The 15,784-nt window shown below is 41.8% G+C and carries 10 protein-coding genes; 4 read left to right on the top strand and 6 right to left on the bottom strand.

Translation table 11 applies throughout. The features are described 5' to 3' along the window. Window positions 1-25: 25 nt before the first annotated feature. Window positions 26-1,354, bottom strand: a complete 1,329-nt coding sequence (locus tag B3600_RS17375; protein WP_070565556.1) for a gluconate:H+ symporter — start codon at window positions 1,352-1,354, stop codon at window positions 26-28. Between the two features lie 232 nt (window positions 1,355-1,586). Further along, complete coding sequence (locus B3600_RS17370) at window positions 1,587-3,053, bottom strand: aminoacyl-histidine dipeptidase (RefSeq protein ID WP_286753793.1); 1,467 nt, start codon at window positions 3,051-3,053, stop codon at window positions 1,587-1,589. Between the two features lie 126 nt (window positions 3,054-3,179). Between B3600_RS17370 and B3600_RS17365 the strand changes: the two genes are divergently transcribed. After that, window positions 3,180-4,664: a glycoside hydrolase family 130 protein gene (locus B3600_RS17365; protein ID WP_286753792.1), complete on the top strand. Its 1,485-nt coding sequence runs from the start codon at window positions 3,180-3,182 to the stop codon at window positions 4,662-4,664. Here B3600_RS17365 and B3600_RS17360 read toward each other — a convergent pair. Continuing rightward, on the bottom strand, window positions 4,636-6,849 hold the full coding sequence (locus B3600_RS17360) for a glycosyltransferase family 4 protein (RefSeq protein ID WP_286753791.1): 2,214 nt from the start codon (window positions 6,847-6,849) through the stop codon (window positions 4,636-4,638). The two genes, B3600_RS17365 and B3600_RS17360, sit on opposite strands and share 29 nt — an antisense overlap. A gap of 342 nt (window positions 6,850-7,191) precedes the next feature. Between B3600_RS17360 and B3600_RS17355 the strand changes: the two genes are divergently transcribed. Then, complete coding sequence (locus B3600_RS17355; RefSeq protein WP_070565562.1) at window positions 7,192-7,782, top strand: sugar O-acetyltransferase; 591 nt, start codon at window positions 7,192-7,194, stop codon at window positions 7,780-7,782. Between the two features lie 41 nt (window positions 7,783-7,823). Here the strand turns inward: B3600_RS17355 and B3600_RS17350 are convergent, their stop codons facing one another. The 3 genes from B3600_RS17350 to B3600_RS17340 form a co-directional block, all read right to left on the bottom strand. Further along, on the bottom strand, window positions 7,824-8,255 hold the full coding sequence (locus B3600_RS17350; RefSeq protein ID WP_286753790.1) for a GNAT family N-acetyltransferase: 432 nt from the start codon (window positions 8,253-8,255) through the stop codon (window positions 7,824-7,826). After that, window positions 8,252-9,760, bottom strand: a complete 1,509-nt coding sequence (locus tag B3600_RS17345; protein ID WP_286753789.1) for an NAD(P)H-hydrate dehydratase — start codon at window positions 9,758-9,760, stop codon at window positions 8,252-8,254. Before B3600_RS17345 ends, B3600_RS17350 begins: the two co-directional genes overlap by 4 nt. Window positions 9,761-9,897: 137 nt before the next feature. Further along, entirely contained in the window at window positions 9,898-13,320 is a 3,423-nt protein-coding gene (locus B3600_RS17340) for a glycosyltransferase (RefSeq protein ID WP_286753788.1), read from the bottom strand. A gap of 164 nt (window positions 13,321-13,484) precedes the next feature. Between B3600_RS17340 and B3600_RS17335 the strand changes: the two genes are divergently transcribed. Both B3600_RS17335 and hmpA read left to right on the top strand, forming a co-directional pair. Continuing rightward, the gene (locus B3600_RS17335; RefSeq protein WP_286753787.1) at window positions 13,485-14,324 is read left to right on the top strand and encodes a DUF4846 domain-containing protein; all 840 of its coding nucleotides are present in this window, start codon (window positions 13,485-13,487) and stop codon (window positions 14,322-14,324) included. Between the two features lie 227 nt (window positions 14,325-14,551). Beyond that, window positions 14,552-15,754: an NO-inducible flavohemoprotein gene (hmpA, locus tag B3600_RS17330; RefSeq protein WP_286753786.1), complete on the top strand. Its 1,203-nt coding sequence runs from the start codon at window positions 14,552-14,554 to the stop codon at window positions 15,752-15,754. The last annotated feature ends 30 nt before the right edge of the window (window positions 15,755-15,784 follow it).

Here is a 15,784-nt window from a genome sequence, read left to right as displayed (position 1 = left end):
ACGATTTTAAAGTTTAAAATAATAGCTAATATAAAATTAATTGCAATAGTAAAACAGCAAGCAGCCCAACAATGGAAACAATAGCCTCCATGATCGACCAGGAGAATAACGTATCCTTTACGCTAAGGCCAAAGTACTCTTTAAACAGCCAAAATCCGGCATCATTGACATGGGAGAACATCAGACTTCCGGCCCCTATCGCCAGTACCATGAGATTGGGATCCGCTTCTCCCCCTGTAACAATAGGGAGCAGCACGCCAGCGGCTGTCAACGCGGCGACTGTGGCCGAGCCGACACAACCTCTGATAACAGCTGTAATTAACCAGGCCAACAGTAAAGGTGAAATGGAGAGCTGCTGTAAGGTGTTGGCCAAAAGGAGACTGACTCCACTGTCTTCCATCACTTGTTTAAAGATTCCCGAACCAGCAATAATCAACAGTATCATGGCAATATCTTTTACAGCAGACTCATAAATTGTCATCACATTGGCCATCGATCGGCCCAATTTCAATCCTAAGAAATAGGTTGCTGCACTGAGCGCGATAACCATAACAACGGTGGGGTTGCCGACGAACTTCACGCCCTGCTGCAGCGCTATATTACTTGTATGGTAGCAATAAGGAAGCAGTGTAAATAGGACAATGAGCAATACCGGTAGCAGGGCTACAGCCAAACTTACCCCAACTGTCGGGCGCAGATACTGCGCTGATTCCGAGCGATCTTGCTCCCGAAAAATTGATTCTTGACTCGCCCGTATGTTTTTCAGGCATCTTCCAAAAATAGGGCCACCTAAAATAATAGCAGGTATAGCAATCAAAAGACCATAAATAAGTGTCAATCCCATATCGGCATGAAACAGGGCAACGAGAGCAACGGGAGAAGGATGCGGCGGAATAAAGCCATGCGTTACAGACAGGGCTGCCAGCATCGGCAATCCAATATATACAGCCGGCAACTTATACCGGTAGGAAATCGAAAATATCAAGGGGACTAATAAGACAAATCCGATTCCATAAAATAGCGGTATCCCAACGATAAAACCCGTCAACATAAGCCCCCACTGAAGGTATCGCTCTCCCATTAAGCGGACCATTTGCTCAGCAATAATCTCAGCGGCCCCACTTTCAGCTACAATTTTCCCCAACATTGCGCCCAAAACAATGATCAACGTTAGGCTCCCCATAACGCCGGCAACACCTTTTTCAACGGTGCCTACCAACTGTGCCGGTGGAATTCCCAAACAAAGTCCACTTAGCAAGGAAACAACCAAAAATGCGAGAAAGGCATTGATCTTAAAATAAGTTATGCAAAGGATAAGCAAACAAATGCTGATTACAATGAGGATTATGGTCATTATATCACGATTAGGTTTTCCCTCAATTTGAGAGCTTGTATAAAATTTGGTCTATTAAATCATTTTTTCATCCTGAAAGTAAGGATATTTTTCATTTTTTGCAAGAAAAATGAAAAAATGATACAAATAAAAACGGGTATAGCTCAAGCCATACCCGTTTTTGTTTACTCGCCGATGACTTTGATTTCATGGCCTGTCGTTCAGAAATAATGCAACCGTCTGCTGTTGCGACTTATTTTTTGGGGATCTCTTTGAGAATATCAAGCACAAAACTCCAAAATTTCTGCACCGAAGAAATGGAGACACGCTCTGCAGGCGAATGTGCACCTAAGATTGTTGGTCCAAAAGAAATCATATCCATTGCCGAATAGTTTGTCCCCAAGATACCGCATTCCAATCCGGCATGGCACGCCACGACTTCCGGAACTTCGCCATGTTGTCTCGTATAAATGGATTTGAGCACTTCTAAAATTTCAGAATTCGGATTAGGAGCCCATCCGGGATAATTGCCCGAAAAATCTACCTTAAAACCGCCCAGTTCAAATGCTGCCTGTAACGATTGGGCTAAATCAAATTTAGAAGTTTCAACAGAAGATCTGGTTAGACATTTGATGGAAACCTTTTCCCCGCCTACTTCTACTTTGGCAATATTATTGGAGGTTTCTACCAAGTCTTCAAAATCGGCACTCATACGATATACACCATTTAAGGCCGCATAAACGCTGTTGATCAAGTTTTCCTGCACGTTTACGGGAACGACTGTAGCATAAGCAGCATCAGTTTGCTTCACCACAATTTCCATAGCTGGTTCTGTCGTTGCAAATTCCGATTTAATATCCTGAGCCAATTGTGTTAGCTGCTGAACAAAGTCAGTTGCTTTATCCTTAACCACCACCACTTTGGCAACGCTTTCTCTCGGGATGGCGTTGCGGAGGCTTCCACCCAATAACGACGCAATACGCAATCCAAAATGTTCATAGCCTCTATAGAGCAGGCGATTCATTACCTTATTGGCATTGGCAAAACCTTTATGAATATCCATTCCAGAGTGCCCGCCATGTAGTCCTTTTACGGTAATTTCAAAAGATAGCATATCAAAAGGACAAGGTTCTGCGCTATAGGACTGCGTTGCCGTCACATCAATCCCGCCGGCACAGCCAATATCAATTTCAGTATCATTCTCTGTATCCAAATTGAGCAAGATTTCGCCCGAAAGTACACCGCCTTTTAAACCTAAAGCTCCTGTCATACCTGTTTCTTCATCAATGGTAAACAAAGCTTCAATAGCAGGGTGTACAATACTGGATGATTCCAGAATCGACATGATTGTCGCAACGCCAAGACCATTATCTGCCCCTAAAGTGGTACCTTCTGCTTTTACCCAATCGCCATCAACGTACATCTTAATACCTTCATTATCGAAGTCAAAAACAGTATCGTTATTTTTTTGGTGCACCATATCTAAATGCGACTGCAAAACAATCGTTTTGCGATCCTCCATTCCCGGAGTAGCGGATTTTTTAATGAGCACGTTACCAATCTCATCAACGCTTGTTTCTAAACCCAAGGATTTACCAAAGTCTACCATAAAGGCAATCACGCGCTCTTCTTTTTTTGAAGCTCTGGGGACCGCATTCAATGCTGCGAAATTTTTCCAAATTGCTTTTGGTTCTAACTGATCTAAACTATTATCAATCATATCTATAATTTTTCCTTGGCCAAAGTTACTCGATTTTTATCAGATATCCGTTGATTATTGCCGGGGAATAAAACAAAAGACAATCGCTGATCGTTCTAATAAATGTGTAAACATGAACATAAAATTATGCATAAACCAGTACAAGTTGAACGAAAGGATATTTACTTTAAACCGGATAAGAAAAGAGTTCTCGCACGTTTTTTTTTCCTTGGCGATGACCGTACAATAAAAATTATCAGGCGCATTTTATCCCTTAACGAGTCGGAACGGAAAGAAGTCTTTGGACAGGTTTTACGAAGCTATACGAAAAGACATCGCAGCATTGCCCATATCTTTGAACGGAATTTTGACAGGGTAAGCCACCTTTTGGAGAAGATTCCATTTTCAAAGGAGAAGCTAAGTCATATCGACAAGTTGCTGATCGGCTCTTACTTTACCATGGAATATTCCATTGAATCGGCAGCGTTATTTAATCCCTCCATTATCGAACATCCGGATCAGACCGAATTATTCAAAGGTGAAAAACGGGTTATTTTAAGCTTCAGGGCCACCGGAGAAGGTCATGTCTCTTCGATCGTTTTTCGCTCGGGCACCTTGGATGTCGACAATAATATCCATATCGACTATATCGGTAATCTATTGGATAAACCCATGCAAGTTAAAAACCACCGGTATCACAAGGAGTCCTTCTTAAAGAAGATGAATGAGCTACATGCGGAACCCACAGAAGTCAAATCCAAACTGGAAGAGAAGCTAACGGAGACATTTACATATGAGGAACTTAAGCGGTACATCGATGAAGTGCGGTGGGAGAGTGAAGAAAATCTTGAAAATGTGACATTTTTACAACAGGCGCTCTGGCTCGCTTCCTCGCATTATGAAATGACTTTTTCATTGGACACTTCCATTTCGGAACGCGTGATATTTCCGCTCGCCGACACAGAAAAAAGAGGGATAGAAGACGCCCGTTTTGTCCAGTTCAAAACTGAGAAGAATGAGAGCATCTATTATGCTACCTACACAGCCTACGACGGATTTAGTATCCTTCCTAAACTGCTCACCACAAAAGATTTTTATCATTTTAAGGTGAAACCCATCTATGGTGAAATTGCCAATAAAGGTGCGGCACTATTTCCAAGAAAAATAAATGGGCGCTACGCCATGCTCTGTCGCATTGACGGTGAAAACAATTATATTGCTTACTCCAACAATATCAACATATGGCAGGAAACGGCAATCCGCATTCAAGAACCTGAATATCCCTACGAATTTGTCCAGATCGGCAATTGTGGCTCACCGATTGAAACTCAATATGGCTGGCTGATCCTGACCCATGCCGTGGGCCCGATGCGCGAGTATGTTTTGGGGGCCTCCCTTCTGGACCTGGACAACCCCCATGTTGAAATTGGACGACTACATAGCCCATTGATGACCCCAAACGATGAAGAACGGGAAGGCTATGTACCAAACGTCATTTATTCCTGCGGTGCTCTGGTCCACAATGAACACCTCATTTTACCGTATGCAATGTCTGATTATGAGTCGACTTATGCCACCATCAAGCTTGAAGACTTATTGCTGGCTATCTTGAATCCTGATCGCTATCATTAAAGGCACGAGAAACCACAATATAGGCCAAATAGAAACAGAGGGTGCTTTCAGCCCCTTGGTTTCTATTGATGCCATAAGCCTCCAGTCCATCACAGCAACCTTTGGTTTCCTCATCGTAGAGTCCGAGCCTAAGATCATTCTCGCCCAAGAACCAACGGAATGAGGCTATCATTCGGGTAAAATAAATCTTTTTATTCGTCAGTCGAAAAGCTTCGCGATACATAAATACCATGGCTGTGACATCCAGTGGCTGCTGACCAAACTTGCTGACATGCTTGCCCTGCTTGGCCCATTCCTGGTTTCCCACCAACGAAAGCGCACCATTTTGGATCGTAATGCTTTCGAGAAACTTTAATGTCGTTAGCCCCAATTGTTTTATTGTCTCATCATTTAAAAAAGGATATGCAGTCAAAAACGCATAAGGTAATATTGCATTATCATACGCCAATACGGATTCAAACCATTGCCAGTGTTCATCTGAACTCGCTTCGTATTCCCGCACAAGTTTGCCGATAAGCGTCCGCATCAGCTCTATCATGACCTCGTCATTGGATTGATGATGCAAATATTCGGCAATTCCCAGCACAGTATACGCTATCGCCCGGTTGGAGCGCAACTGACCGAAATTCGGCACAGCTCTAAAAAATAACTCGTGTCCCAATTGATAATAACTGGTTAATTTAGTTTTACGAAGAAGCACCCCCAGGGCCCATATCGTTCGTCCAAAGGAATCCTCCGAACCGACTTCATCCAAGAAATTATGCTGGAAATCCATAAAATTATGAAAAAGACCGTCTTCGCGCTGATGATAATAAATATAACTCAGGTAGGTGGAAATACGGCGGTCTAACTTCTTATCAGCAAAATTATCCTGGGCTAATAAAGCAAGTAAAAGTGCCCTCGCATTATCGTCGAGACAGTAGCCTTCTTTATAATTGGGCAAAGAATAAGTTGCGTGCTGTAAGATACCCACCTGATTGGTCAACCTATCGATATGCTTCCAGCTGAATTTAGGCATCTCATCTTTACTAAATCCTGCGTTTTCTTTAAGGCCGTCGTAGGTAGGTATGATTTTATTTAAAATCCGTGTATACCGGAGGCCAATATTTTTCCAGGTGAGCTCCTTTCCAAATGCACTGGCATTGTCCCGCAAGGTGGTACGATAATCCAAATTTGAAAACAAGTTTTTAAGCGCTTCAGCCATCTTGGCTGAATTTTTAAATTCGACCAATACCCCCCTTCCATCAGCCAGCAGTTCCTTGGCGTGCCAGTAAGGCGTAGAGACCACCGCAGCTCCGGCACCAATGGCGTAAGATAACGTTCCACTCGTAATCTGCGCCTCATTAACATAAGGGGTGACATAAACGTCACAGGCACAAAGATACTCTACCAGATCGGCCTGGCTCACAAAGGAATTAACAAATTGGACGTGCTCCTGCAACTGATAAGCTTCCACGAGACTGCCTAGATACTCCCGATACTCCTCTCCCGAATGCGCCAACACATTAGGGTGTGTTTTGCCAACGACCAGGTACAACAGATCTGGTTCATCTTTAACGACTTCAGGCAAGGATTCAATCACCATTTCGATGCCCTTGTTGCGTCCCAGGAAACCAAATGTCAATAACACTTTCTTGCCAGAAAGACCTTTTTTAAGCTTTGCAAGCTCATGTTCCAGGGTAAACTCGGGCACACCATGGTGTATCAGTCTAACTTTCGTGGTATTGACCCTATAAATGGATTTGAGTAAAGTAACCGCATAATTACTCATGACGATTACAATCGAAGCCCTTTTTACAATTTCAATGAGAATAGCCTTTTCATCAACATTCGGCTTCTCAAGAATGGTATGAAAATTAACTAACAATGGAATATGCAATGCGTTAACCAACGATAAGATATATATTCCACTATTACCACCGAAGATGCCATATTCGTGCTCCAATATCACACAGTCATAGCCATGTTCATTAATATAGTTGGCTGCTTCAATATAGGACAATTGATCATACTGGTCTATTTTAAAGACAACTTCACTGGGATAATCATAGTCCCGGTCAGCGACAGCAAAAACGTGCTGTGTTAATTCCTGATTATGCAACGCAACAGCATGCAACAAATCCGATGTAAAAGTGGCGATGCCACATTCTTTGGGCAAGTAAGTACTTATATAAGCGATCTTCATTGAAATAATAATTTTGAATACAGCTACGACGAAGGCAGTAGCATACGTGTGTCCATTATCTAAATGCTTTTCGAAGGAAAATTGTTTGTCACAACTGCAATGAATTAAATCGGAAGAAGGTGCTAAACCACCTTGTGTAGATAAGCTCCTGTTACAAAACTTGGCGCTGCAACGCAGCCCATTTGATGGAAACAGGGTATCCATTGGTTATGCTTAGTTGAAAACAAGGGCCATTGATTATGCAAAAAAAGAAAACTCAATAACCCAGATTCACAAGGCGTAGATTGCTATTGCATTTAAAAATCAATTTATCTAAGTTTGTTGCGGAAAAATGGGCATTGAATGAAATCAGCAAAGGAAAAAATGATTGCCGGCCTTCCCTATATCGATTCGGAGGGGCAATTATTTAAGGAAAGACAATACGCAAAAGAAGAACTTAAACGGTTTAACGATTCGGAGCCTAAACACCTGAAATTCAGAAAGCAGATTATTCAAAAACTTTTTAAATCGACGGGAACTCGATTCTTTCTCGAACCTCCTTTTCGTTGCGATTATGGTTACAATATTGCTATTGGTGAGAACTTTTACAGCAATTATAATTGTACAATATTAGACGGTGCACCAGTTACCATAGGTGATAATGTATTATTTGGTCCAAATGTAAGCCTCTTCACAGCCGGCCATCCCCTCCATTTTGAAGCAAGAAATCAAGGTTGGGAGTTTGCGTTGCCTATCGTAATCGAAGATAATGTATGGATCGGTGGACAGGTTGTCGTCAATCCCGGCGTGCGAATCGGAAAAAATTCGGTCATTGGTTCTGGATCAGTCGTCACAAAAGATATTCCAGCAGACGTCGTAGCTGCAGGTAATCCGTGCCGGGTTATACGTAACATTACCGAAGCGGATCGGATCACCTATGCTGAAAATCCGTAAGGATCACAAGGAGCAGCACCGGTGTGCAGCCATAACCTACCTCATGGCTCATTGTCGGGCATGAGATCATTGGTTGGCGGTAATGAATACGTGATCATGAGCTCCTCCTTTTGTTTTATAGGAACAAAACCATTACTTTCCCAAAAATGTTGCTGTGCAGAGGGCCCTTCGGCTTGGAGCATTTTACCACCGAACGTATCGATAAATAGTCGCGCATGTTTCAATAATGCTGTGCCCACACGTTTCAGTCTTACATGTGGAGCAACAGCGAGGAAATGGATTGTATAAGTATCACCTGAACTAATCAGGCTCAACACGCCTACTACTTCGTTTCCGTCGTAGGCGGCAAAATGCGTCGCTTCAAAATCGCCCTCCAACATCACCTCGGCCAACTTACCTTCCAGAGCGAAAACCTCTTTTCGAAGTTTCCAGGTCCGGGCGGCAAAAACTTGTTCAATGTACCAATCTATCATAATCCTTTTTCTAATGAGATAAATGCGTCTGAAAGATGATTAATGGTATCCGAAGGTAATAAGGAATAGGCACCAATCGTCTTAACTGCAATATCTGCCGCGCGCCCATGGATATATACCCCCATAATTAAAGCTTCTTTAGAAGAATAGCCCTGTCCAAGCAAGGAGGTAATAATCCCTGTCAGTATATCGCCACTGCCTCCTGTTGCCATACCCACGTTGCCTGTACTATTGAAGTAAACGAGCCCATCAGGCATAACCATTGCACTATTTGCCCCTTTTATTAACAGGTACAACTGATGTTTACGCGCAAAAGCTTTCACTTTCTCAATCTTTTCGAAATCATCTTGCCAAGCACCCAATATCCGGCTAAGTTCTTTGGGATGGGGTGTTAATATACTGTGCGCTGGAACAGAGGCCCAAAGATCTGGTTCGCGGGCAAGAATATTTAAAGCATCAGCATCTAATACCAAAGGGGTATCATTAACCTGAGTTATAAATACCTTTAGCGCATCAATTGTATGAGATGCTGTTCCCATCCCGATTCCGATACCCACTGACTGATAACCTGTCAATAAGGGGAATTGACTAATGAAATCTTGTTGGAGATCAGTCATCACCATCGCTTCGGGCACGGCAGTCTGTAAAATGGTATTACCGCAGTTAGGTACATAAGCTGAAGCTAAACCGCAACCCGCTCGAAGAGCCGCTTTTAGCGCAAGCTGAACAGCCCCCATTTTACCTTTACTTCCGCCAATAATCAGGGTATGACCAAATGTTCCCTTATGATCAAATCTCCTTCGTTGTCGATAAAAGGACCTAAGGAAGGACTCGTCGACATAAAACAGATTGGTTTCTGCCAATTCAATTGCACGTTGGCTAAGACCGATATCCAATACCTTGAAGTCTTTTACATACCATTGGTTTTCGGGTATTAGCAAGGCTATCTTGGGAAACTGAAAGGTATATACCATATCTGCCTTTACAATGGGAACATCTTTAGCTGTCTTTTCATCAGCCAGCAGCCCAGAAGGCATATCGATCGAATAGATTGTTGCACCACATCCATTTATACTGGAAATTATACCATTCCAGTCAGCTGTCAGTGCCCGCTTTAATCCATATCCAAACAAGCAATCCAGTACGATTGCATCGGAAGGAATATCAATCTGGTCTTCCGCTGCAATTTTTTGAATCATATGATTGGGTAAACGCTTTTGATTGGTAAGATTATCTACGGAGTAATCCTTAACATCCACTAAATAAACCTTGACTTGGGCCTGTTGTTGATCCAACAGACGCGCCAGCACCAAACCATCGCCGCCGTTGTTTCCCTTACCACAAAAAATATAAAAGGTACTTTGCTCCAATCGTGAATGAAGCTTTTTAATTTCCTCAAAAACAACTGTTGCAGCTCGTTCCATCAGGTCAAGACTACTAATTTTCTGATCCTTTAAGGTTTCACTATCAATCCCGTTTATCTGCTGAGCGGAAAGTATCTTCATGTCGTTTCTATTTTTATTGAAAGTACCTATTCTCAAGCTCAATTAAAAATCTCTGTATACTTTTTGGTAGGCGATAGCAATCCTAAAGTAGGATACCAAGAAGGATGCTACCGCCTAACTCGTGTAAGTCACAATTTCTATGCACTTGTTGTTACCTCTTTCACCCCGCCTGTCCGTTTCAAGGTACCCCAAGTATTTAATTCACCTTTAATCGCTTTTCTGACAGACTTAAATAAAACGAAATACATCAGTTGACGCCAGAAAAAACGCTGCGGAAACAAATAAATTAAATTGCTAAGCTTCTCGCCTTCCATTTTAAAGGCAATACCTGCAAAGAAAATATCCACGAATACAAAAAGGAAGTAATAAAACATCACTTGACCAAAACCGTTATGCAGTGAAAATAATCCTGCAATTCCTGTCCAGCTGATACCATTTACCTCGCTTAGGGAGAAAAGACCGCTCACCAGAGAGAATAACATAAAAATATCGGCCAAGGGCGCAAATAAAGGAAGTATAATCTGAAAAATCAGAATATTAGGCATTCCGACCATACCAAAATAGCCATATTTGGGATTCAACAGGGTCTGTTTATTTTTCCAAAAACTCTGCAACACACCAAAGCTCCAACGGAAACGCTGCTTGAAGAGCATTTTTACCGTATCTGGTGCTTCCGTATAAGCGATTGCTTCAGATGAATTTCGCACGGTATAACCCGCTCTTAATATACGCATGGTTAGATCACAATCTTCCGCTAATGTATCCGTTGTAAATCCACCCACTTCCAAAATAACAGATCTACGAAAGGCGCCAATTGCCCCTGGTACGACCGATATCATGTTGAGCAAATCGAAAGCTCTCCTATCCATATTCTGTGAAGTAATATACTCGATCGATTGCCAATGTGTCAATATATTATGGACATTTCCTACTTTAACACTTCCTGCGACAGCAGCGACTTGAGATTTGTTAAAATATTTCATCAACTGCTTTAACGCATCTGTCTTCAGTTGAGTATCGGCATCGATACAGAGCACAAACTGAGCATCGGATTGCTCGATACCATAGTTAAGCGCAGATGCTTTCCCTCCATTTGGTTTTGTAAATAACCTTACTTTAGGATGATCGCCATACACCTTACTGACCATCTCAAAAGTTTTATCTTTCGATCCATCATCAACAAAAATCAACTCATAATTGGGATAATCCAAATTCAACAGGCTTTTTATAGTTGCCAACACGGTTATTTCCTCATTATAGGCAGGAATGATCACACTTACCTTCTCCCGAGGATCCAAAACCAATTGAGATTGCTCTTTTTTACTTTTTTGTTTTTGCCGGATTGCCAAATAAGCAATCATTGCTGTTCTAAAAATTGCCAATACAATGGCAATGGAAAAAACCAGATTCAAGAAGATGTTACCATAAAACAATGTTCCTAAGAACAAGCGGTTGGAAGATCCACTAAATCCCGAATCGGAAGCATTTTCAACAGGTGGCATCAATTCATCTCGTTTTTTGCCCATTAAATCACCAATCGTTGCAAATTTATATCCATGAGATTTAAAATAATGAATAATACGTGGCAAGGCGGCTATGGTCGCTTCTCGATTGCCTCCAGCATCATGTAATAGGATAATATTCCCGTTATCGCGTTGTTTGATGACTTCCTTATAGACTTCATCTGCTGTACGGCCAGGTAACCAATCGTTGGGATCGATGTATTCGCCAATATTGATATAGTTCTCTTTACGGCTCTGGGCCACGGGCAGAATTTCGGCCACCGTCTGTGGTTCGGCATCCGCATTAAAAGGAGCTCTGAAAAGAATTGTACTATGACCGGTTATACATTCAATGATCTTTCGGGTGGCGTTCAACTCGAACTTAACACGATTTGGCCCTATTGTGGACATATCGGGGTGAAAAAAAGTATGGTTACCGATTTCATGTCCCTCCTGGTATTCGCGACGAACCAGATCCATATTTTTCTCAGCCATCACACCCACAAGAAAGAAAGCTCCCGGAACACGTTCTTTTTTTAAGATGTCCAATACTTGTGGCGTATATGTCGGATCAGGCCCATCATCGAATGTGAGCACCACCGTCTTGTCTCTTTCTCCAAAGCGCTTAATAACGTAATTACTCGGTGTTTTTACATACACTTGGTCCTGAATCATTAGCGTCGATGGATCGTAAGTAAATTTAACTTCCCCAGGAGCCGGGCTATTGACCAAATCCAAAATTTCCCCATCGCCAATATATTGAATCCCTCCCACATTGATCTGACTTATTTTCCGAAAGTCAAAAGGCTCTTTTTTCAAATTTTCTTGATTCAATGATCTGGAAATAAACGACCATAAACGAGCGTCTTCACTTCCCAAACGCCAAAGAGCAATGCCTCCAAGGCCCCAGTCATCGGCTTTGCGGATGAGATTGAAATAAGTTGCGGCATCGGTAAAATAGACATCATGGCGCATCCCCGCACCATCTGTATAGCTGAAGTTGAGATTGGAAGATTGGGGATCAAAAGTAATCTTAGCATTGTAATTATGCGCCAAGATAACGGCGTTATCATACGTCAACGTTTTGCCCACCCGATCTTTCGGCCAGTCATATCCATAACATGCCAAAGCCAAAATCACTTTGTCTGCATCGATCTTATTGCAAAGTTCATCCAGGTTCTTTTCAACCCATGCCTGATGTGAAATGGCCCCAGCATTACTTTCAATGGAATGCTGATCATAAGCCATCAAAATAATATAATCGTTGTATTTTTGTAAGGAAATGGGATCGTAATCATCATTTTCAGGCGAGATATCTTGCGTGACAAGCAGGTCCTCCGTATGAAATACGGTATAGATATGCGCCATAAAATCGTTTAATGGCTGGTGGTCATCCAACTGTAAATTCTCAAAGTCGATATTTATACCTGCAAAACCATTACGCTTCACTTTAAAAAGGATGTCGTCTATAAAACGTTGTTGTTTATCCGGATTAAGCAAAATAGCCTTTACAGTCTGCCCATCAAAATCGTTACCACTGAAATTGGAAATCTGCGCAATTGCTTTACGCTTATATTGATGGATCACCTTAAGCGCAGCAGTATCCGCTTTATCGACCACGGTATCTTGATTAGGTACCGTAAAAAAGGACTCCATGGCGACCATATCCAAATGACCTATATTTCGGCGTAAATCAGATAAAGACTGTTCACGAACTTCATTAGACCAAGAACTGACATAAAAGCCCATATTGATCCTGTCTTTGGTACCAATATGTTTCAAATGCTTCAGCTCACGGTCTCGTTTAATCTTCTCCAATTCGGATTTTACAATGGTAAACTCCTTGAATTGTTTGGATTTTTTTAATCTGGCGGTGGACTTTTCGGTCAATGCTGTGTTGGTATTAATTGTTGGAAAAGGAGGAATCTGAATCTTTCCCAATGTATAAACCACACATATCACACCAATGATCAAACCTATCACCAATGCGCTGCTCATCCATGAAAAAGCGTACCAGCGCTTTTTGCTTGACGTCTGAAAAATCTGTTTTCCTGACATAATCGTATTCTTTTTAACTTCGGCTAAGCTACATCAGAAAATGATCCAAAAAGCGGATGAGTAGCTTAAAAATTTCTTAATTTTCTCAAATGATTTATGTTTCGAATTATATCTAGATTTAAGTATATTCGATAAACGCAATACACTAGCTCAGAAAATTTTATATGAGATCCATATATGTACTCATTCCACTCCTCTCGTGTCAGGTTTTCATTGGCTGTGGACAACCGAATGTGGCTGCACCAAAAGCCCAAGTGCTCGACTCGGTCGCTGCGGATCTAGCACGAACGAACGGAAGCCAGTTTATTAACCCCGCTGGGATGACGGTCAAATTACGCATTTTATTGCCGGAAGGCTTTAAAAGAGCAAACTACCGGACTGAAGAATTTGGAAATTTCCTTGAAAATCTTCCATTGTACCCCATCGACAGGGAGGTACATTATTACAATGGAAAAATTAAACCTAGAAATAACATCTACAACAGTGTTGTAAAGCTGGACATCGGAAAGCGCGATTTACACCAATGCGCGGATGCTGTCATGCGACTCAGGGCAGATTACTTATACCAACAAAAGCGGTACAAGGATATCAAATTCAACTTCCTTTCAGACGGTAAACCCCGTACATTTACAAACTACGCAAAAGGAGATTACGCCTACCCAACCTATTGGAAATATTTGGAATATATTTTTGCCTATGCAAATACGGCTTCACTACATGATGAGCTGCCCCGTGTAAAAACGACTCAAGAAGTTAAGATTGGAGATACTTTTATCCAAAAAGGATCTCCTATTGGCCATGCAATCATTGTAGTTGATCTGGCCAAGGACAGCACTGGAAAAACAATTGTACTACTCGCACAAAGCTACATGCCAGCCCAAGAAATACAAATTTTAAACAATTGGAACAACAGCAAGCTTAGTCCTTGGTACGATATTGACCAAGATATTATAAAAACCCCTGAATGGACATTTTATCCTAAAAACCTTAAAACCTGGGAGTAGTCCACTGTGAACAAGACTGCCGTTAAAATCGACCGGATGATTGTCCGTACAAGCAGTAAAAAATAATAAAAGATATTTTTGTCTTTTATTATAATTCTCTATTTTTGTAAACGATAGTCATTTGCAAATGAACCCTATCAAGGTTATAAGATTCCTCGCAGCGAGTGGATTTTTTCATTTTTTATTCTGATCAAATAAAAGATAAAAAGGTATTTAAATATTTTATTATGATTACTGAAGCACAAAAAGAGTTAATCAAAGGTACTGTACCGGTTTTAAACGAACATGGTGTAGCGCTGACCAGTTATTTTTATAAACGTATGTTTGACCACAATCCGGAGCTTAAACATGTCTTCAATATGGGAAACCAACAAAATGCGCGACAACAAACGGCTTTGGCTACAGCAGTATTAGCCTATGCGGAGCATATTGAGAATCCAGCAGTCCTTCTTTCGGCAGTGAAACATATCGGACAAAAACACAGTAGCCTCAATATTCGTCCGGAGCATTATCAGATTGTTGGGAAGCATTTATTGGCGTCCATTCAGGAAGTATTGGGGGCTGCTGCCACAGAAGAACTGATTGAAGCCTGGGAAGTTGCCTATTTTCAGCTAGCATATCTGATGGTCGGAGTCGAAAAGGATATGTATAATCAGATGATCCAGAGCGACGGCGGATGGACGGGCTGGAAGCCATTCACCATTATAAAAGTGGTAGCCGAGACCGATGAGATTCAGTCTATTTATCTCAAGCCAACAGATCAAGGAAGACTTCCAAAACACGAGGCAGGCCAGTATGTAAGTGTACGTGTATTTCTTCCCGAATTACACCTTTATCAACCCAGACAATATAGTCTTTCCGATGCGAGTAACGGCGAATACCTCCGGATTTCGGTAAAAAGAGAAGCCGCGGAAGGAAAACCTGAGGGTATGGTGAGTAATTATATACATCAATACGTTGAGGTTGGAAAACAACTGGAACTCACAGCACCAACAGGCTCCTTTCAATTGGTCGAAAGTGACAAACCACATGTATTTATCAGTGGCGGCGTTGGTCAGACCCCATTGATGGCCATGTTAGAGCATCTAGCGGACAAGAAAGAAGACAAACCGATCACTTGGATCCATGGTTGCCGCAACCCTGATCTACATGCGTTTAAAGAAAGAGTAAAAACATTGGAGAGCCAACATCAAAACATGACTAGCTTTTCTTTCTATGACGAAGCGCAGGGTATGGACACTGACGCTCTTGAGGGTTGGGTTGATCTCGCTAAAATAGATGCTTCTTATCTTCCACAGGAGGCAAACTATTACCTGTGTGGCCCTGCAGGATTTATCAAAAAGCACTTCCAATATTTAACCCATCAGGGCATCAACGCTGAGAACATTCATTTTGAAGAATTTGGTCCGGCATCTTTGCAACTAAATTAATTGCACTGCCCTATTTCATGAAATAGTCAT

The organism is Sphingobacterium sp. UBA2480 (genome assembly GCF_002341965.1).
GTDB lineage: Bacteria > Bacteroidota > Bacteroidia > Sphingobacteriales > Sphingobacteriaceae > Sphingobacterium > Sphingobacterium multivorum.
This window is presented reverse-complemented; position numbering and strand designations above follow the sequence as displayed.

Bases quoted from the DNA above. Each gene is read 5' to 3' on its own strand.
- B3600_RS17375 (WP_070565556.1), bottom strand. From the start codon at position 1,354: ATGACCATAATCCTCATTGTAATCAGCATTTGTTTGCTTATCCTTTGC.
- B3600_RS17370 (WP_286753793.1), bottom strand. From the start codon at position 3,053: ATGATTGATAATAGTTTAGATCAGTTAGAACCAAAAGCAATTTGGAAA.
- B3600_RS17365 (WP_286753792.1), top strand. From the start codon at position 3,180: ATGCATAAACCAGTACAAGTTGAACGAAAGGATATTTACTTTAAACCG.
- B3600_RS17360 (WP_286753791.1), bottom strand. From the start codon at position 6,849: ATGAAGATCGCTTATATAAGTACTTACTTGCCCAAAGAATGTGGCATC.
- B3600_RS17355 (WP_070565562.1), top strand. From the start codon at position 7,192: ATGAAATCAGCAAAGGAAAAAATGATTGCCGGCCTTCCCTATATCGAT.
- B3600_RS17350 (WP_286753790.1), bottom strand. From the start codon at position 8,255: ATGATAGATTGGTACATTGAACAAGTTTTTGCCGCCCGGACCTGGAAA.
- B3600_RS17345 (WP_286753789.1), bottom strand. From the start codon at position 9,760: ATGAAGATACTTTCCGCTCAGCAGATAAACGGGATTGATAGTGAAACC.
- B3600_RS17340 (WP_286753788.1), bottom strand. From the start codon at position 13,320: ATGTCAGGAAAACAGATTTTTCAGACGTCAAGCAAAAAGCGCTGGTAC.
- B3600_RS17335 (WP_286753787.1), top strand. From the start codon at position 13,485: ATGAGATCCATATATGTACTCATTCCACTCCTCTCGTGTCAGGTTTTC.
- hmpA (WP_286753786.1), top strand. From the start codon at position 14,552: ATGATTACTGAAGCACAAAAAGAGTTAATCAAAGGTACTGTACCGGTT.